Raw genomic sequence first — 16,575 nt, 5'->3', positions numbered from 1 at the left:
TCCACCGATGAGTCATCCATGGAAACATGCTTCGTTTCAAAATTATTTACTAACGATGAAGCATCGCAATGACTGTACTAATGTTTAACTATTTTTGAGACATTTTCAAAAACGGTTGACAAGAAATAAATCATGTGTGAAAATGTAAAATAAAAAAATAATTTAGGAATTCTAGATACGTATTCGTATATACATATTGGAGGTGTGTTTATGCACAGAGGAAACGTGCTAAACAAGGAGAGGGAATATACCAGAATTATGTATTGTGTATCTTATATTGCTGGTTGTCATACCTTACTTACAGCGAAATCGTAAGGAGGGGACAATCGCTTTAAGAAAACCTGCATAGGCACAGAACTCTTCGTGATTTAGCACCTCTAAAACAAAAAGGGAATGAGTCGGACCTCATTCCCTTTCCTGTCCATAGACAGTCTTGTGATTTAGCAAATTCATTATAATATGTACTTATCTAAAACACAATATCATTTATAGTATAGTTTATGCAGAATGTAACATGCGTTCTACAACTGGAATTTGTGCTAATCTTAATCCACATATACATCCAAGAGCAGTACTGATAGAATCACTAATAACAAATGGAGCTGCGCCAATGGAAATAATTCCAATGATGTCTTTTTCAACTCCCATATAGAAGTTTAAAATTCCGTACATGTATGCACAACCAATGAAATAAACAATTAAAATACCAAATAGGCAAACTGGTAATAATTGATAAAAGCTTTGGATGTGAAAACGAGTACGTAATATAGATATTACACAAGCAGCAACTGGGAAGGATAATAAAAATCCAAAAGATGGCTGTAATACATAGGAAATACCACCACCGGAAGCAAATACAGGTAAGCCTAATAATCCCATAGTTAGGAATAAACCATAAGAAATAATAATATGTTTAGGACTTAGCAATACACCTGCTAGAATGAGAGAACATGTTTGTAAGGTTAGTGGAATCAAACCTACAGGGATCACAACTTTTGATGAAATTACAAATAATACGGTAAAAAATGCACATAAAGTCAACTCTTTTGTTTTCATTTTGAATACCTCTTTTCGTTATACGCTAAGTATCATAAACGTAACATACATATCTGTCAAGAAAAAGATTTGAACTTCAAACTATAGTGAAATATGTGAAACTTTGTGAAAATATAAATTTGAACTTCAAACTATTTACATTTGGAAATCTTCGTACTATAATACCGTTTGAATTTCAAAGTATTGAGGTTCTTGGTTTCAGATGAAATACATAAAATAGATCAAGGTAGAGTACTGAAAAACTACATCTAGTTTTGAATACTAAAATACTTGACATTGTTTACTAGTAATGATAAGCTAGTATTGTTATGGAAGATAACAGGAGGAACATTATGTTTGAAAAAGTAAAAGAAGTATTAGTTGAAGCAATTAACGTCGATGAAGATATGATTACGATGGAAGCAAACCTGAAAGATGATTTAGGAATTGATTCCTTAGCGGCTGTAGAATTATCATTAGAACTGGAAACAGAATTCGATGTCCGCATTGAAGACGAAGAATTAGCAAAACTAGTTACAGTTGCTGATATCGTTACATTATTAGAAAGCAAAGCGTAAGCTTCATAAGGGCCAAGACATCTTGGCTTTTTTAAAATCCTTGGGAGGAACAAACATGAATACTGAAAATATAAAAGACATCATCAAAGTTTTTGAAGATAGCAAACTTGCGAAAATGGAACTTGAAATTGATGATATGAAAATAAAAATGGAAAAGGCAGTTGGGAATGCCCCAGTACAGGAATATATGATTCCTGCACCACAACCAATGCCTAGTGTTGCACAAACTCCAGTGGAAAGTGCACCTGTGAAAGAAGAGAAGAGTGGGTATTGGGTGAAAGCTCCAATCGTAGGAACGTTCTACAATTCACGTGCACAAGGATCTGCTCCTTATATTGAAATTGGACAACACGTGAAAAAAGGAGATACACTTTGTATTATTGAAGCGATGAAAGTTATGAATGAAATTCATTCTCCAATGGATGGAATCATTCAAGAAATCTTAGTAACAAATGATGCGATGGTAGAATTTGACCAAGATTTAATTCGTATTGGTGAGGCACATGATTAAGCGATTATTGATTGCCAACCGTGGGGAAATCGCTGTACGTATCATTCGTACATGCAAAGAGATGGGAATTGAAACGGTTGCTGTTTATTCTACTGCAGATCATGAAAGCTTACATGTACAACTAGCAGATTATGCAGTTTGTATTGGTGGACCTAAATCAAATGATTCTTATTTAAATATGAAGAATATTTTAAGTGCGGCTTGTATGACTGGTTGTGATGCGATTCATCCAGGGTTTGGATTTTTGAGTGAGAATGCAAAGTTTGCTCGTCTTGTTATGCAATGTGGTCTAATTTTTATTGGACCTAATCCAGATGTAATTGATCAAATGGGAGATAAAAACAATGCTCGTCAGAAAATGATGGAAGCTAAGGTTCCTGTTATCCCTGGTTCTAAAGACATCTTACAAAGCGTTGAAGAAGCGAAGGATATGGCGGAGTCTATTGGGTTCCCTGTACTGATTAAAGCTAGCAACGGTGGCGGTGGACGCGGTATGCGTAGAGTAGACGCTATTGAAGAGTTAGAGAATGCATACCAAAGTGCAAAAGCGGAAGCAAAAGCAAACTTTGGTGATGATGCAGTATATATGGAAAAGTTCATTATTGAACCAAAGCATGTGGAAGTACAATTGTTGGCAGATAAGCATGGAAATGTGCTTCATTTATTTGAACGTGATTGTTCTTGTCAACGTAGAAATCAAAAATTATTAGAAGAAGCACCATGTCATATTTTACAAGATGAAATTCGACAACAATTGTTATCGGATGCTGTCAAAGCTTGTAAGAGTGTTGGTTATGATAGTGTAGGTACCATTGAGTTTTTATTAGATGCTCGTGGTCAATATTATTTTATGGAAATGAATACCCGTATTCAGGTAGAACATACCATATCAGAAGAAATTACAGGAATTGATTTAATCAAACAACAAATCCTTGTGGCACAAGGATCAAAACTATCTTTTACACAAGAAGATATTGTGAGTCGTGGACATGCGATTGAGTGTCGTATCAATGCAGAAAATATCAAATTGAATTTTGCACCTAGTCCTGGAGAAGTGAAATTTATCAATTTCCCAGGTGGAAGAAGAGTGCGTATTGAAAGTGCCGTATACAATGGCTATAAGATTCCTCCATATTATGATTCTATGATTGCGAAAGTAATCACGTACGCAGATACACGTTTGGAATGTATCAAACGTATGCGTGTTGCGTTAGAAGAATTATTAATTGAAGGCGTTGAAACAAATATCGAATTCCAATATTTATTACTCCATCATCCAACATTTGTCAGTGGCAAATACGACACTGGATTTATGGAAACCTTTATAAAGGAGCTGAAAGAGGATGGAACAATTATTTAATAACAGAAAGAGTCGTCTTGATCTTTTTAAGAAGCGTAGAGTCATTGAATTTAAGGCTCCTATTGAAACACCTGAGAACATTTTTCATAGTTGCCCTGGGTGTAAAGAAAGTGTCTTATTTGAAGATTTGATGCATGATTTATATGTATGTCCAAATTGTGGATTTCATATGAAAATAACGGCACATGAAAGAATTCGTCAAATTATTGATGTGAATACGTTTGTAGAATTGGATAAACGTATGGTTTTAAAAGAAGAATCTAATTTTCCAGGATATGAAGAAAAATTAGATAAATTACAAAAAAGTACTGGATTATATGATGCAGTTGTATGTGGTACAGGTAAAATTGGTGGTAAAAAAGTAGCACTTGCGATTATGGATTCTAACTTCTTTATGGGAAGTATGGGACAAATTGTAGGAGAAAAGATTACGCGTTGTATTGAATATGCGACAAAGAAAAGATTGCCTTTGATTATCTTTACAACCAGTGGTGGTGCACGTATGCAGGAGGGGATTTTATCTCTTGTACAAATGGCAAAGACCAGTGCAGCACTTGCGAAGCATAAAGAAGAAGGACTTCTTTATATATCCTATTTAACACATCCAACAACGGGTGGAGTTTCCGCAAGTTTTGCGATGTTAGGTGATTTGATTTTAGCAGAGCCTCAATGTTTAGTTGGGTTTGCGGGAAAACGTGTAATTGAATCTACGGTAAATGAAAAACTACCTGATAATTTTCAAACCGCAGAGTTTATGTTAGAAAAAGGCTTTATTGATAAGATAGTGGAACGTAAGGATTCTAAGGAAACCTTATGCAAATTGATTACCTTCCACGAAAGGAGGGCATCATGAGTTTAAAAGAAAAAGAAGCACGTATTGTAGAACTTGAACATGCCCTAACACAACTTAGTGATGAAGATGTGTATCAAAAAGAAGCAATCGTGAAACAAATAGAAGAAATAAAAAAAGAAGCATATGAAAATTTAGATGCTTGGGATATTGTGTATTTGGCTCGTCATCCAAAACGTCCTAAAGCAAGTGATTATATAGAAGCGTTATTTCCGGATTTTATTGAATTGCATGGAGACCGTGCATTTGGTGATGACGGAGCATGTCAAGGTGGACTGGCTAGTTTTCATGGGATTGCGGTAACGGTACTTGCTCAAAGTAAAGGGAAAACGTTAGAAGAGAATATGAAACGTAACTTCGGGATGTTGAATCCAGAAGGATATCGAAAAGCACTTCGTTTAGCAAAAGAAGCAGAACGTTTTCATCGTCCTATCATTACATTGGTAGATACTTCTGGGGCATATCCTGGAAAAGGTGCAGAAGAGCGTGGGCAGGCAGAAGCAATTGCCCAATGTCTTGAAGTGTTCTCCAACCTAAAAACACCTGTGATAGCAGTTGTGTTGAGTGAAGGAGGATCTGGAGGTGCTCTTGCATTCTCTGTTGCGGATAAAATCTTTATGTTAGAAAATGCTGTGTATTCAATTTTATCTCCAGAAGGCTTTGCGAGTATCTTATGGAAAGATGGAAGTCGTGCAGCTGAAGCAGCGGCAGTTATGGAACTTACTGCAGCAGATTTAAAACGTAAAGGGATTATCGATGAAATCATTCATGAACCTGTTGGAGGTGCACATGTTTGTTTAGAATATGTCATTGAACAGATGGATGAATTGTTATGGACAACGTTACAAGACTTAAATAAGAAAAAGGATAAAACATTATTAAGTGAACGATATGAGAAATTCAGAAAGATGGGGACATCTTATGAAATCTTGTAAAATAAAAGGATTTGGTTATGCGAAAGCAAATCGTAAAGTAACCAATGATGAACTATCTACCTACGTGGATACCAATCATGAATGGATTGAAAGTAGAACGGGAATTTGTTCTCGTTATGTGTCGGAAGAAGAAAATACAAGTGATTTAGGTACTCGTGCAGCAATCATGGCTTTGGAAAATTCAGGTGTTGATCGTAGCGAAGTGGATCTAATTATTTGTGCAACTTTTACTCCAGACTATACAACGCCTAGTGCAGCTTGTCTAATTCAAGAAAAGCTAGGGATGAATGAGCAACGTGTGATGGCATTTGATATCAATGCGGCTTGTTCTGGATTTCTTTATGCCTTAGAAGTAGGTCATTCTTTGATTGCCACAGGGCAGTCTAAGTGTGCATTGATTCTTGGGGCTGAAGTCATTAGTAAGCAATTAAATTGGAATGATCGTGGAACTTGTATCATCTTTGCGGATGGTGCAGGAGCTGCAGTATTACGCGAAGAAGATACGGATTGTCGTATGCTACACTTTGCGAGCAGTATGGGAGATAAGGAAGGTGTTATTCATAGCAGTGCACCGTTACCTAGACCATTATTTAGTGAACAACCATATGATCCTTCTTATGTACACATGGAAGGAAATGCAACCTTCCGCTTTGCGGTTAAGGCGATGCAAGAAAGTATGGAAGATGTGATGCAACAAGCTGGTGTTACTATGGATGATATCGATTGGGTAGTACCACATCAAGCGAATAAAAGAATTATTACCAATGTATGTAAACGAATGGACATTGATATGGAAAAGGTATACATCAATATCAATGAATATGGAAATACATCCGCTGCTAGTATTCCTTTAGCACTTGGTGAAATGAGTGAAAAAGGATTGCTTAAAGAAGGAATGAAAATCGTTCTAAGTGGTTTTGGTGCAGGATTTACTTGGGCTGGAGCCTATATAGAACTATAAGGAGACGTAAATTATGTTAATCAATGAAATTTTAGGAATTAAATATCCAATATTCCAGGGAGCGATGGCAAATATCGCTACGCCTGAGTTTGCAGCATGTGTATCAAATTGTGGTGGTCTTGGAATTATTGCGACTGGTGCAATGGATGAACATCAAACAAGAGATGCCATCCGTCTTTGTAAGACATTGACAGATAAACCTTTTGGAGTAAATGTTATGATGATGAATCCACATACGGAAGAAATCATGAAGGTCATCGTTGATGAAAAAGTTGCAGTAGTAACGACGGGTGCAGGTAATCCTGGACCTTACATTCCTGCATTAAAGGAAAGTGGATGTAAAGTATTCCCAGTGGTAGCTAGTGTTGCTTTGGCTCGTCGTTTAGAACGTGCTGGAGTTGATGGAATCATTGCGGAAGGTGGAGAATCTGGTGGACACGTTGGGGAAACTACAACAATGTCTCTAGTTCCTCAAGTTATTGAGGCTGTTAACATTCCTGTAATCGCAGCTGGTGGTATCGCAAGTGGTGCGCAATTAAATGCGGCATTAAGCTTAGGTGCAATTGGTGTACAAGTAGGGACATGTTTATTAGTATCAACAGAATGTCCAATTCATGAAAACTATAAGAATGCTGTTATTAAGGCAAAAGATATGGATAGTGTAGTAACTGGAAGAAGTGCTGGTGCTCCTGTACGTATTCTAAAAAATCAAATGTCTATCCAATACTTAAAACTAGAACAAGAAAATGCACCACGTGATGAGATGGAAAAATTAACACTTGGTGGACTTCGTCGTGCAGTTTTTGACGGCGATATGAAAAACGGTTCTGTTATGATTGGTCAAGTAGCTGGTATGTGTAGAGAAGTTCGTCCAATGCAAGATATTTTAGATAATTTAATCAAAGAATCTCAAGAAGAAATCGTTTTTCTACAAAATAAAATCAAGGAACTTGTATATGAGAACTAAGATTTCACTAGGAACGAAAATATTAGAGAAACCAATTATACAAGGTGGTATGGGAGTTGGTGTATCTCTATCAGGTCTTGCAGGTGCGGTTATGAAAGAGGGGGCCATGGGAGTCATATCTGCGGCTCATCCAGGCTATCGTCGTGATGATTTTTGGGAAGATAGTGCCAGTGCAAACTGTGCAGCAATAAAAGAAGAAATTCGCAAAGCAAAAGAACTATCTAATGGATCTGGTCTTTGTGGCGTAAATGTTATGGTTGCCTCTCATCATTATGAAGCATATGTAAAAGCTTCTATTGAAGGTGGCGCAGATGCGATTATTTCAGGAGCAGGAATGCCTATGGATTTACCCTCTATCGAAGGTAGTGAGAAGGTATTACTTGCGCCAATTATATCAAGTGCAAGAGCCGCTCGTTTAATTTTAAAGAGCTGGGATCGCCATTATCATCGTTGTCCTGATTTTATTGTTATTGAAGGCAGTGAAGCAGGGGGACATTTAGGATTTAAAAAAGATGATTTGATCAATGGAAATTGCCAAACATTAGATGAAATCCTTCCTGAAGTGCTTGAGGAAGTGAAGCCATATAGTGAATCCTATGGAAAAGATATTCCTGTGTTTGTAGCAGGGGGTATTTATACGAAAGAAGACATCGAACATTATCAGGCATTAGGAGCTGCGGGTGTACAAATGGCTACACGTTTTATCGCAACCTATGAATGTGATGCAGATGAAGCATTTAAACAAAAGATTATTCAAGCAAAGAAAGAAGATATTCAACTGGTAAAAAGTCCAGCAGGACTTCCAGGACGTGCTATATTAACGGATTTCATGAAGAAGAGTGAAGTTGCTCGTATTCCTTCCTCTCATTGTATTTTATGTATGAAACCATGTGTTCCATCGACCACACCATATTGTATTAGTGAAGCATTGATTCATTCCGTACAAGGGGATGTGGAGAATGGGCTTGTCTTTGCAGGTAGCAATGCGTATCGTATTGATCGTATGATGAGTGTTCATGATTTAATTGAAGAATTGACGAAGTAGGAGGAAGTATATGAAAACAGCATTTTTATTCTCTGGACAGGGTGCACAATACCCAGGTATGGGAAAAGAATTATATGAAAATTATGCATCAGCAAAAGCAGTGTTCGATAGCATAAACGTAGATTTTGATTTGAAAAACCTTTGTTTTGAAGGTGAAGGTGATGTTTTAAACGATACACAATATACCCAAGCATGTATCTTTGCGGTAAGTATGGCAGCTGCACAAGTGTTGAAAGAACAAGGCATCGAAGCAGATGTAGCGGCAGGATTAAGTCTTGGAGAATATGGAGCTCTAAGTTATGGAGGCGTATTCTCAATTGAAGAGGGTGCACAAATCTTAAGAGAACGTGGGAAATTGATGGCCAATGCTTTACCAGCTGGAACAAGTGCAATGAGTGCTGTTCTTATGTTGGATAAAGATTCCATCCTTCAAGCATGTGCTTCTGTAAAAGAAATCGGTATATGTGAGATTGCGAACTATAACTGTCCTGGACAAATTGTTATTACAGGAGAAAAAGCCGCCGTTGAAGCATGTGGTAAAAAGTGTGAAGAATTAGGCGCAAGACGTGTGATTCCTTTACAAGTTTCTGGAGCTTTCCATTGTTCCTTGTTGAACGAAGCAGGAAAACAACTTCATGATGTTTTGTCAAAATATGAATTAAAGAAAGCAAGCATTCCTGTATACAATAATATCTCTGGAAAAGTAGAAAATGGACCATTGATTGATGTATTAGCAAAACAAATTTGTAGTTCCGTTATGTTGGAAGATACAATTATGAATATGTTAGCGGATGGGGTAGATACCTTTATCGAAGTAGGACCAGGAAAAGCCGTAAGTGGATTTGTAAAGAAATGTGCAAAGGGTGTAGATGTCAAAATCTTGCACGTAGAAGATATCGCAAGTTTAAACGAATGTGTGGATGCACTGAAAGGATAGAACAAATGGAACGTAAAACAGCATTTATCAGTGGAGCTAGCCGAGGAATCGGAGAAGCAATCGCCATTGTCTTATCAAAAGAATATAATGTCGTGATCAATTACGCAAGCAGTGAAGCTGGCGCAAAGGAAGTTCTTTCAAAACTAGATCCTGAAGGAAATCACAAGATGATAAAGTGTGATGTATCCAACAGTGATGAAGTGAAAACAATGATGGAAGAAATTCAAAAAGAATATGGTAGCATTGATGTTGTCGTAAACAATGCAGGTATTACCAAAGATAACTTATTGTTACGTATGAGTGAAGAAGAATTTGATGATGTTATCCGTATCAACCTAAAAGGTACGTACAATTGTATTCGTCATGTAGCTCGTATTATGATGAAACAACGTAGTGGAAAAATTGTGAATATGGCAAGTGTTGTTGGGTTATGTGGCAACATGGGGCAAGTAAACTATGCAGCAAGTAAAGGTGGCGTTATTGCGATGACAAAATCAGTTGCGAAAGAGTTGGCTCCTCGCGGTATTAATGTAAATGCCGTAGCACCTGGATTTATTCAGACGGCTATGACTGATAAATTAAGTGAAGAAGTACAGGCTGCAGCAAAGAGTACCATTCCAATGAATGCTTTTGGAACAGTAGAAGATGTAGCAAATGTAGTGAAGTTCTTGTGCAGTGATGATGCAAAATACATCACAGGACAAACAATAGCCGTTGATGGCGGGATGGTGATGTAGGATGAAAAGAAGAGTCGTTATTACTGGTATGGGTGTTGTTTCCCCAATTGGAAACAATGTTGAAGAAGTATGGACAAGTCTACAAAACAATAGCTGTGGAATTGGACCTATTACGCATTTTGATACGACAGACTTCCGTGCAAAACTTGCAGGTGAAGTGAAAGATTTAGATATGGAACAATACTTTACAAAACGTGATTTAAAATTTAATGATCGTTTTACGCAATTTGCGCGTATTGCGGGAAAACAAGCATATGAAGATAGTGGATTAGTGGATGCTAGTTTTGATCGCAATCGTTTTGGTATTATCATTGGTTCTGGTATTGGTGGTATCTCTACAATTGAAGGTGCTAGTACAACGTTAAATGAACGTGGAGCAAGTCGTGTATCTCCATTCTTTATACCGATGGCGTTGATCAATTTAGCACCAGGAAGTGTAGCCATTGATTGTGAAGCACATGGAAATGTTTCTAGTGTTGTAACGGCTTGTGCGGCTGCGACAAATGCAATTGGAGAAGCTTTCCATAGAATTCGTGATGGATATGAAGATATCATTGCGGCAGGTGGAAGTGAAGCAGCAATTACGCCTGTAGCAATTGCTGGATTTGCCTCTATGCGTGCCCTTCATGAAGGAGCAAATCCAAATCGTGCATCCATTCCATTTGATGCAAATCGTTCAGGATTTGTAATGGGAGAAGGTGCTGGTATCCTTATGTTAGAGGAACTGGAACATGCCTTAGCTCGTAAAGCACATATCTATGGTGAAGTTGTTGGTTATAGTTCTACTTGTGATGCGAATCATATCACTGCGCCATTAGCGGATGGAAGTAGTGCAGCGCGTGCAATGAAAGAAGCAATCTTTGATGCGGGTCTTACAACATCAGATATTGATTATATCAATGCGCATGGAACAAGTACTCCATTAAATGATGCAAGTGAAACACTGGCGGTAAAAGTAGCCTTTGGTGAAGATGCAATGAAACCATATATTTCTTCAACAAAATCCATGAGCGGACATTTACTAGGGGCAAGTGGTGCACTTGAAGCTATCATTTCGACGCTATCTGTAAAGAATGGTTATGTACCAGCTTCTATTCATTATGAAGTTGCGGATGAAGCATGTGATTTAAACCTTGTTGTAAATAAAGGTATCTCAAAAGATATCAAAACTGCAATGTCAAACTCTCTTGGATTTGGTGGTCATAATGCGTCCATCATTATCAAGAAATGGGAGGATTAAACTATGATATACAATAGTAACGATATTCAAAAAATCATTCCTCACCGTTATCCTTTCTTATTGGTGGATCGTATTGAATCCATTGAAGGAAATGTAGTGGTTGGGACAAAATGCATCAGCGCAAATGAAATGCAATTTTTAGGTCATTTTCCTGAAAAACATATTATGCCAGGGGTATTGATGTTAGAGGCAATGGCACAAACCGTTGCGGTTATGTTGTTATCGAAAGAGGAAAACAAAGGAAAGATTGGATTATTTGCTGGAATCAATAAAGCACGTTTTAAACGTCAAGTGATTCCTGGAGATGTATTACGTATGGAATGTGAAATCACCAATGAGCGTATGGGAATTGCCTTTGTAAAGGCGGTCGCAAGCGTGGAAGGTGAAGTTGCAGTACAAGCGGAATTGATGTTTGCTATCGATGAAGCATAAGTTCCATATCCTTAAGTTTTCTACTTTGCCATCAACCAATGATTATGCAAAGGCAAACATGCATACTCTACAGGATAAAGATGTGATTTTATGCAATCAGCAAACAAAGGGAAGAGGTCGCTTTGATCGCATTTGGGAAAGTGGAAAAGATTTAACATTTACGATGGTATCACATAGCGCGGCGAGTCATTCACTCATCGCGCCATGTGCACTTATTGAGGCATTGAAACAATTTCAAATTCACGCATCTATTAAATGGCCTAACGATATCCTTGTGGAAGGAAAAAAAGTCTGTGGTATTCTAATAGAGAACGTATTTATTGGAAATGAACTTGCAGGAGAAGTCATTGGTATTGGTGTTAACTTAAGTCCAATTCCAGAACAACTTCAAGAAAAAGCAACGTATCTCAACTTAAATAAGGATATCCTTTTAGATGAAATCCTTTTTCAATATGAAAGATTATCTGCCTTATCAACTAAAAATATACTAACAATATATCGCAAAGCGAACTATCTACAGGGTAGAAAAATACTACTAAATGATGTATTATGGTACGTAGAAGATATTAGTGAAGAAGGATATTTGATACTTACCAATCAGGAAACAACTAAAGTGTTGAAGAGCGAAGAGGTAAGTCTTTCACATGTATATTAGGGAGAATACCATATGATGATTGGAATTGGGTGCGATATTGTAGAAATCAAACGAATTGCGAAGGCAATGGAAAAAGAAGGGTTCTTGCACATATTAACAAGTAATGAACTTGCACTTTTTCAACACTATAAAGGAAGTAGACGCGCGGAATGGTTAGCGGGGCGTTTCGCTGCGAAAGAAGCGATTTACAAAGCGATTCATAAAGAATATCCCTGTGTGATTTCAGATATTGAAATCCTATGTGATGAAGATGGAGCACCTGTTTGTACCTTTACAAACTGTGATGTTTCCATAAGCATTGCTCATGAACACGAGTATGCAATCGCATATGCAGTAGCGATATCAAAGGAGTAGATAAAATGTATTTGTTACGATGTTTAAAACTAATTTGGATTGTTCCAGGTGCTTGGATTGGCTCTATTTTGATACGAAAGAAGCCAATGGATGAGCGTTATGCATATCTAGCACGTTGGGCAAAACGTTTGATGGATGCCTTTAAAATACAAGTTCAAATTCATCAAGAGGAAGAACTTCCAAGTGAAGGCCCTATTCTTTTTGTGGGAAATCACCAGAGTGAATTTGATATGTTGATTCAAATGTGTGCAATTAAACGTCCCTTCACCTTTATTTCTAAAGTAGAGAATGAAAAAACTCCCTTTGTCGGAAGTTGGTCAAAGACATTAGATGTACTCTTTTTTGATCGTAATGATCGCTCTAGTGGTATTCATATGCTAAGAGAAGCATCCCGTAGATTAAAGGATCATAAAGATTTGCTTATCTATCCAGAAGGTACAAGATCAAAAGGAAATCAAATGCACGAGATGCAAGCGGGAAGTTTACAACCTGCATTTATGTCCAAAGCATATATCGTACCAGTTGTATTGGAAAACTCTTACCGATATATAGATATCGCAAAGCGAAAAGGAACATTCCATATTCATATACTACGTCCTATTCCATTTGAGGAATACAAACCTTTAAAAGCAGAAGGATTAATTTCAAAATTACAAAAGGAAATGCAAGATGTATTAAATTGTAGTAGACCTAGTAAAATAAAGTAAGGACTTTTATAAGAAGGATAGAAAAAATCTATCTTTTTTTATTGCAAAGAGGAAAAGAACATATTCAAAATCATAGTAAAACAAGAGGGTATTTCTGTGGCAGAAGTCCGTGAACAAATGGAACTTTCTATAGAGGAAGCATACAAAACAGACGTCCCCAAAGCACAAAAAGAGTTTAAAAAGTTATTTGGAAATAAGAAACCGACACCAGAAGAATTTATTAATAAATCGTCTGAAAAGTTGATAAAGGAAAAACTGACAGGTATAAAATAACATTGAAATGACAAGGGAATTATTGAATTGTATTCACTCTTTACCGAAAGAAGCACTACCTGCTTGTATATGGACGTGTAAAAATCCAAACAATGTATATTCAATGGTAGATATTGCCCCTATCCAAATGAAAAATCCATAAACTCAAAAAGATTGCTTAGGTAGGAAAGATTATTTGTTTTTGTTTCTGGTAGTCTTTAAAAAACAGCATGATGAAAAAGTATTACAAGAGTGCTGTACTGTGAAAAAAGTCCTGCTCCATCAATATGATGATTAGCAGGACTTTTTTATTTTTTAAGATCTTTGTTTTTTCGACGTATCAAAGCTTTTACTTGATGTTCCTTCAGTCCTAACTTCTCTATTACCTCATGGATAGAATAAAATCCTGTACGCCATTTTTGATATAGATACTCAAAATTCTCTGGATATGGCTGTCTTGGTCTGCCTAAATGCTTGCCTTGTGCCTTGGCGAGTGCGATACCCTCTGCCTGTCGCTGACGGATATATTCACGTTCCGTCTGTGCCACATAAGATAAAAGCTGTAAGACGATATCAGAAATCAGTGTACCAATTAAATCTTTATTTACCCTAGTGTCTAGAATTGGCATATCGATAATCACAATATCTGCTTTTACTTCTTTGACGATGTAACGCCATTCGCTCTGTATTTCCTCATAGTTACGCCCTAGTCGGTCAATGGACTTTACAACCAGAATATCGCCTTCTTTTAATTTCTTCCGTAATCTTTGATAACTCGGTCGGTTGAAATCCTTACCAGAAACCTTATCCGTATAGATTTGACGCTTTATAATCCCCCACTTAATTAACTCCTGCTCTTGACGTTCCACGTTCTGGTCGATGCTGGAAACTCTCATATAGCCATACTGTTTGTTCAAAATAAAAAATCCTCCTGTCATATGAAATGTGAACAGAAGAATTATCTAATACCATAAATTGGAAATCTATAGGTAAATTATGGTAAAAAGGTATACCTTGTAACATACATAAGAGCATACTTCTTACCACTTTACATTTTACATGATTTTCCATCATAAATCAATCACAATCTAAATCTGTGTAGGCTTTAAACATCGAAAAATACGCATAGTTACAAGGTATACCTTTATGTATGCCATTGTTAGGCATAAAAGACACACGGAGAAATGAAAGGGGTGTAAAAAGATTACAATAATCAGAATCAAAAAGTATAAAAATAAAAGGAGGAAATTAAGAAATGAAAGGAATTAAAAAGAAAGTTTGTAAAATATTACTGTCATTAACAATGGGGTTTGCGATGGTCTTAACTATTATACCAACAACTGTATTTGCGGCTACATATCCAGAACCAGATATTGCTGTAAACTTTGTAGATAGCGATACAATAGAAATATTCGCAGAACGCTCTACCACTGTTAAAGTTGTATTTGATAAAAGTTATAAAAATATATATACTACGGATTTACCATTTGGAGGAACATCATTTGATGAACGTGGAGTGGATTATGTAATTATAACTTTCTCCCCTACATTACCTGATCTTGGAACCCAAAAAGCACGTATAGCTTTAAGTCCCTCCAATACAGAAACTAATTTCATTAATTTGAATATTAAAGTTATTAAGTTTAAGACTGACAAAGAAAAAGTCGATGAAGCTAAACCGTTGGCGGAATCTGCTATCGCTGCAATCATAGCAACGAACAGTACAACAGCAGGAAATATCCTTGACGCTGTAACTACTGCTATTTCTCCTGTTGATGGTGTAACTGCTTCTTGGAAATCTGCACCAACAGTTACACTTGCAACTAAAGATAATGCAGGTTCTATTACAGGAACTATCGTATTGACTTGTGGTAGTGAAACTGTGGAAGTAGAAGTGAATAAAACAATCGCACAACTTCCTATAACAGATAAAGACAAAGTGGACGAAGCTAAATCATTAGCTCAATCCGCTATTACAGCAATTATAGCAACGAACAGTACAACTGCAGGAAATATCCTTGACGCTGTAACTACTGCTATTTCTCCTGTTGATGGTGTAACTGCTTCTTGGAAATCTGCACCAACAGTTACACTTGCAACTAAAGATAATGCAGGTTCTATTACAGGAACTATCGTATTGACCTCTGGAAGTGAAACTGTAGAAGTTACAGTTAATAAGCTAATCGAAAAACTTCCTGCACCTACACCAGACAGACCAACAATCACGGTTGGCAATAGTGGGTCTAATCATCAAATAAACAATGGTAAAGATATGACGTTTACTTGCTCTGGAAAACTAGAAGATTTAACAGGTGTCTATGTTGATGGTAAATTAGTAGATGAAAGCAATTATACTTTACTATCTGGAAGCACAATTTTAACATTAAAAGCAAGTTACTTAGATACCCTATCTACTGGAAAACATACTTTAAAATTCCAATATAAAGATAATGTATCAGCAGAAACAGATTTCACAATCATTGCAAAATCTGGTGTAACACCACCGAAACCAAGCTCACCACAAACAGGTGATACATCAAATACTATGCTTTATTTTGGTTTGATTATTCTTTCTGGATGTATAGCTGGATTTGGCTTCAAGAAGAAAAAAATTTTAATCAAATAAAATAAATGAAATGACACAGTATAGAATACGCAAGGAAACAATCTTTTGACCGCGTAAAGCAGGCAAAAGAATATTATTAAAGATTAGTAACAACACAATGACAAACGACCAATTTGCAAAGCATTACTGCACTTTGGTCGTTTTCTGTTTTAGCATTAAAGATACAAGGGGGCTAGGAAGTTCAATACGATTAGTGGGTGTACTTCCGACATTGGATAATGAAACATACAATGTCGGGAAGTCCGTTTTTAAAACTATATGTATCAAGAATGAGGCAACACCATAGTGGTGATGTAACGACCAAATATGAACCTATTTTATGTAGGTTTGCATTTGGTCTTTTTTGCATTTATAAAGATTTTTAACTTTTTTTGAAAATAGTGCAATAAACGC

The 16,575-nt window shown here is 36.7% G+C and carries 20 protein-coding genes; 18 read left to right on the top strand and 2 right to left on the bottom strand.

Annotated features, from left to right (window positions below):
• Positions 1 to 498: 498 nt before the first annotated feature.
• Entirely contained in the window at positions 499 to 1,056 is a 558-nt protein-coding gene (locus tag ACWG42_RS12800; protein ID WP_455792894.1) for a biotin transporter BioY, read from the bottom strand.
• A 332-nt stretch (positions 1,057 to 1,388) separates the two neighbouring features.
• On the opposite strand from ACWG42_RS12800, the gene ACWG42_RS12795 reads away from it, so the two are divergent.
• The 17 genes from ACWG42_RS12795 (at position 1,389) to ACWG42_RS12715 (ending at position 13,719) form a co-directional block, all read left to right on the top strand.
• Positions 1,389 to 1,613: an acyl carrier protein gene (locus ACWG42_RS12795; RefSeq protein WP_455792892.1), complete on the top strand. Its 225-nt coding sequence runs from the start codon at positions 1,389 to 1,391 to the stop codon at positions 1,611 to 1,613.
• Positions 1,614 to 1,668: 55 nt separating this feature from the next.
• Entirely contained in the window at positions 1,669 to 2,124 is a 456-nt protein-coding gene (gene accB / locus ACWG42_RS12790; protein ID WP_455792891.1) for an acetyl-CoA carboxylase biotin carboxyl carrier protein, read from the top strand.
• Positions 2,117 to 3,484, top strand: coding sequence for an acetyl-CoA carboxylase biotin carboxylase subunit (gene accC / locus ACWG42_RS12785; RefSeq protein ID WP_455792889.1), 1,368 nt, complete (start codon positions 2,117 to 2,119; stop codon positions 3,482 to 3,484). The genes accB and accC overlap by 8 nt, the downstream gene beginning before the upstream one ends.
• A complete protein-coding gene (gene accD, locus ACWG42_RS12780; protein WP_455792887.1) occupies positions 3,468 to 4,337 on the top strand; it encodes an acetyl-CoA carboxylase, carboxyltransferase subunit beta in 870 nt (289 codons plus the stop codon). The genes accC and accD overlap by 17 nt, the downstream gene beginning before the upstream one ends.
• Complete coding sequence (locus tag ACWG42_RS12775; protein WP_455792886.1) at positions 4,334 to 5,269, top strand: acetyl-CoA carboxylase carboxyltransferase subunit alpha; 936 nt, start codon at positions 4,334 to 4,336, stop codon at positions 5,267 to 5,269. The genes accD and ACWG42_RS12775 overlap by 4 nt, the downstream gene beginning before the upstream one ends.
• Positions 5,226 to 6,230 (top strand): beta-ketoacyl-ACP synthase III, encoded by a 1,005-nt coding sequence (locus ACWG42_RS12770; protein ID WP_455792884.1) that lies wholly within the window; start codon positions 5,226 to 5,228, stop codon positions 6,228 to 6,230. Before ACWG42_RS12775 ends, ACWG42_RS12770 begins: the two co-directional genes overlap by 44 nt.
• Positions 6,231 to 6,243: 13 nt before the next feature.
• The gene (locus tag ACWG42_RS12765; protein ID WP_455792883.1) at positions 6,244 to 7,197 is read left to right on the top strand and encodes a DUF561 domain-containing protein; all 954 of its coding nucleotides are present in this window, start codon (positions 6,244 to 6,246) and stop codon (positions 7,195 to 7,197) included.
• A complete protein-coding gene (locus tag ACWG42_RS12760; protein WP_455792882.1) occupies positions 7,187 to 8,242 on the top strand; it encodes an NAD(P)H-dependent flavin oxidoreductase in 1,056 nt (351 codons plus the stop codon). The genes ACWG42_RS12765 and ACWG42_RS12760 overlap by 11 nt, the downstream gene beginning before the upstream one ends.
• A gap of 10 nt (positions 8,243 to 8,252) precedes the next feature.
• Positions 8,253 to 9,179 (top strand): ACP S-malonyltransferase, encoded by a 927-nt coding sequence (fabD, locus tag ACWG42_RS12755; protein WP_455792880.1) that lies wholly within the window; start codon positions 8,253 to 8,255, stop codon positions 9,177 to 9,179.
• A 5-nt stretch (positions 9,180 to 9,184) separates the two neighbouring features.
• The gene (fabG, locus tag ACWG42_RS12750; RefSeq protein ID WP_455792878.1) at positions 9,185 to 9,916 is read left to right on the top strand and encodes a 3-oxoacyl-[acyl-carrier-protein] reductase; all 732 of its coding nucleotides are present in this window, start codon (positions 9,185 to 9,187) and stop codon (positions 9,914 to 9,916) included.
• Position 9,917: 1 nt separating this feature from the next.
• Positions 9,918 to 11,156 carry a beta-ketoacyl-ACP synthase II gene (gene fabF / locus ACWG42_RS12745; RefSeq protein WP_455792876.1) on the top strand — a complete coding sequence of 413 codons (1,239 nt, stop codon included), beginning with the start codon at positions 9,918 to 9,920 and terminating at the stop codon, positions 11,154 to 11,156.
• Between the two features lie 3 nt (positions 11,157 to 11,159).
• Positions 11,160 to 11,588, top strand: a complete 429-nt coding sequence (gene fabZ / locus ACWG42_RS12740; protein WP_455792875.1) for a 3-hydroxyacyl-ACP dehydratase FabZ — start codon at positions 11,160 to 11,162, stop codon at positions 11,586 to 11,588.
• Positions 11,578 to 12,243: a biotin--[acetyl-CoA-carboxylase] ligase gene (locus ACWG42_RS12735; protein ID WP_455792873.1), complete on the top strand. Its 666-nt coding sequence runs from the start codon at positions 11,578 to 11,580 to the stop codon at positions 12,241 to 12,243. Before fabZ ends, ACWG42_RS12735 begins: the two co-directional genes overlap by 11 nt.
• Positions 12,244 to 12,255: 12 nt before the next feature.
• The gene (gene acpS / locus ACWG42_RS12730; protein WP_455792871.1) at positions 12,256 to 12,597 is read left to right on the top strand and encodes a holo-ACP synthase; all 342 of its coding nucleotides are present in this window, start codon (positions 12,256 to 12,258) and stop codon (positions 12,595 to 12,597) included.
• Between the two features lie 5 nt (positions 12,598 to 12,602).
• Entirely contained in the window at positions 12,603 to 13,304 is a 702-nt protein-coding gene (locus tag ACWG42_RS12725) for a lysophospholipid acyltransferase family protein (RefSeq protein WP_455792869.1), read from the top strand.
• Between the two features lie 96 nt (positions 13,305 to 13,400).
• Positions 13,401 to 13,577 (top strand): hypothetical protein, encoded by a 177-nt coding sequence (locus tag ACWG42_RS12720; protein ID WP_455792868.1) that lies wholly within the window; start codon positions 13,401 to 13,403, stop codon positions 13,575 to 13,577.
• Positions 13,578 to 13,584: 7 nt separating this feature from the next.
• Positions 13,585 to 13,719: a hypothetical protein gene (locus ACWG42_RS12715; RefSeq protein ID WP_455792866.1), complete on the top strand. Its 135-nt coding sequence runs from the start codon at positions 13,585 to 13,587 to the stop codon at positions 13,717 to 13,719.
• Positions 13,720 to 13,864: 145 nt separating this feature from the next.
• Here ACWG42_RS12715 and ACWG42_RS12710 read toward each other — a convergent pair whose 3' ends face one another.
• Positions 13,865 to 14,473, bottom strand: coding sequence for a recombinase family protein (locus ACWG42_RS12710; protein WP_455792864.1), 609 nt, complete (start codon positions 14,471 to 14,473; stop codon positions 13,865 to 13,867).
• A 338-nt stretch (positions 14,474 to 14,811) separates the two neighbouring features.
• On the opposite strand from ACWG42_RS12710, the gene ACWG42_RS12705 reads away from it, so the two are divergent.
• On the top strand, positions 14,812 to 16,182 hold the full coding sequence (locus ACWG42_RS12705; RefSeq protein ID WP_455792862.1) for an LPXTG cell wall anchor domain-containing protein: 1,371 nt from the start codon (positions 14,812 to 14,814) through the stop codon (positions 16,180 to 16,182).
• Positions 16,183 to 16,575: the final 393 nt, after the last annotated feature.

It is taken from the genome of Amedibacillus sp. YH-ame10 (assembly GCF_053848885.1).
The sequence above is the reverse complement of the archived record's forward strand: the minus strand, read 5'-3'. Positions and strand labels throughout refer to the sequence as shown.

What these genes read in the sequence shown, in the direction of transcription:
- ACWG42_RS12800 (WP_455792894.1), bottom strand. Translation starts at nt 1,056, where the DNA reads ATGAAAACAAAAGAGTTGACTTTATGTGCATTTTTTACCGTATTATTT.
- ACWG42_RS12795 (WP_455792892.1), top strand. Translation starts at nt 1,389, where the DNA reads ATGTTTGAAAAAGTAAAAGAAGTATTAGTTGAAGCAATTAACGTCGAT.
- accB (WP_455792891.1), top strand. Translation starts at nt 1,669, where the DNA reads ATGAATACTGAAAATATAAAAGACATCATCAAAGTTTTTGAAGATAGC.
- accC (WP_455792889.1), top strand. Translation starts at nt 2,117, where the DNA reads ATGATTAAGCGATTATTGATTGCCAACCGTGGGGAAATCGCTGTACGT.
- accD (WP_455792887.1), top strand. Translation starts at nt 3,468, where the DNA reads ATGGAACAATTATTTAATAACAGAAAGAGTCGTCTTGATCTTTTTAAG.
- ACWG42_RS12775 (WP_455792886.1), top strand. Translation starts at nt 4,334, where the DNA reads ATGAGTTTAAAAGAAAAAGAAGCACGTATTGTAGAACTTGAACATGCC.
- ACWG42_RS12770 (WP_455792884.1), top strand. Translation starts at nt 5,226, where the DNA reads ATGAGAAATTCAGAAAGATGGGGACATCTTATGAAATCTTGTAAAATA.
- ACWG42_RS12765 (WP_455792883.1), top strand. Translation starts at nt 6,244, where the DNA reads ATGTTAATCAATGAAATTTTAGGAATTAAATATCCAATATTCCAGGGA.
- ACWG42_RS12760 (WP_455792882.1), top strand. Translation starts at nt 7,187, where the DNA reads ATGAGAACTAAGATTTCACTAGGAACGAAAATATTAGAGAAACCAATT.
- fabD (WP_455792880.1), top strand. Translation starts at nt 8,253, where the DNA reads ATGAAAACAGCATTTTTATTCTCTGGACAGGGTGCACAATACCCAGGT.
- fabG (WP_455792878.1), top strand. Translation starts at nt 9,185, where the DNA reads ATGGAACGTAAAACAGCATTTATCAGTGGAGCTAGCCGAGGAATCGGA.
- fabF (WP_455792876.1), top strand. Translation starts at nt 9,918, where the DNA reads ATGAAAAGAAGAGTCGTTATTACTGGTATGGGTGTTGTTTCCCCAATT.
- fabZ (WP_455792875.1), top strand. Translation starts at nt 11,160, where the DNA reads ATGATATACAATAGTAACGATATTCAAAAAATCATTCCTCACCGTTAT.
- ACWG42_RS12735 (WP_455792873.1), top strand. Translation starts at nt 11,578, where the DNA reads ATGAAGCATAAGTTCCATATCCTTAAGTTTTCTACTTTGCCATCAACC.
- acpS (WP_455792871.1), top strand. Translation starts at nt 12,256, where the DNA reads ATGATGATTGGAATTGGGTGCGATATTGTAGAAATCAAACGAATTGCG.
- ACWG42_RS12725 (WP_455792869.1), top strand. Translation starts at nt 12,603, where the DNA reads ATGTATTTGTTACGATGTTTAAAACTAATTTGGATTGTTCCAGGTGCT.
- ACWG42_RS12715 (WP_455792866.1), top strand. Translation starts at nt 13,585, where the DNA reads ATGACAAGGGAATTATTGAATTGTATTCACTCTTTACCGAAAGAAGCA.
- ACWG42_RS12705 (WP_455792862.1), top strand. Translation starts at nt 14,812, where the DNA reads ATGAAAGGAATTAAAAAGAAAGTTTGTAAAATATTACTGTCATTAACA.